Origin of the sequence: Pantoea sp. VS1, from assembly GCF_002207995.1 — a bacterium.
Taxonomy (GTDB): Bacteria; Pseudomonadota; Gammaproteobacteria; order Enterobacterales; family Enterobacteriaceae; genus Pantoea; species Pantoea dispersa.
On sequence record NZ_NHZE01000116.1, the window covers coordinates 1 to 676 of the forward strand.

Genomic DNA, 676 nt, shown 5'->3' on the forward strand with positions numbered 1-676 from the left:
CTGGAACATCGGCAGCATACGGCCCATGATGGTACCGAACGAGGCCCAGCTCAGGCGCTGCTTGGTCAGGCTGGACTCCGTGGCCAGGTTCACCAGGTTCGCGGTATCCGACGAGCGCGCAGCAAACCCCTTCCAGCCGTCGCGGATGGCCGCGTTGGTGATGTTGTTGCGCATAATCTGCGAGGCGCTGAGCCCGCCCGCGTAAAAGAAGTTGTAGCTCTCGTCCATCGCGTTGCCGAGCAGGCTGTCGGCGCTCACCCGGCTGCCGAACACGCGCGTGGCAAGCTTATGCCAGGTGGTGCCGCCGATGCGCACGTCCGCACCGATAAGGTTTTTGATGACCGCCGCCGCCTGCTGGCAGGTAATAAACTGCCGGCCGCCGCCGCTGTCCTGATACAGGCCGCGCAGCGGGCTCGGATTGTCGGTGATCAGCGTCAGCGGATCGGTACTGTTGAGCAGCTGCGACACGGTGTACTTGTTGTTGAGCAGGATGTCGCCCACCACGCAGTTCTCCACGTAGTCTGTCAGCATCTGCGACAGCTGCGGGTTCTGCGAGCGGAAGTCCGTGGTCTGCGCCACCACCTGCGAGCCGAACAGCATGCCCGACTTCGTGTAGGTCAGCGAGTCCGGGCGGGCAAAGGTGTAGTCATAAAGCTGCGCCACCCCGAACCCCGCC

The 676-nt window shown here is 63.8% G+C and carries 1 protein-coding gene; it reads right to left on the bottom strand.

The window, feature by feature from the left end; all coding sequences use genetic code 11:
* On the bottom strand, positions 1–676 hold a 676-nt coding region (locus CBW22_RS24500), incomplete at both ends, for a conjugal transfer protein TraG N-terminal domain-containing protein (RefSeq protein WP_176428187.1).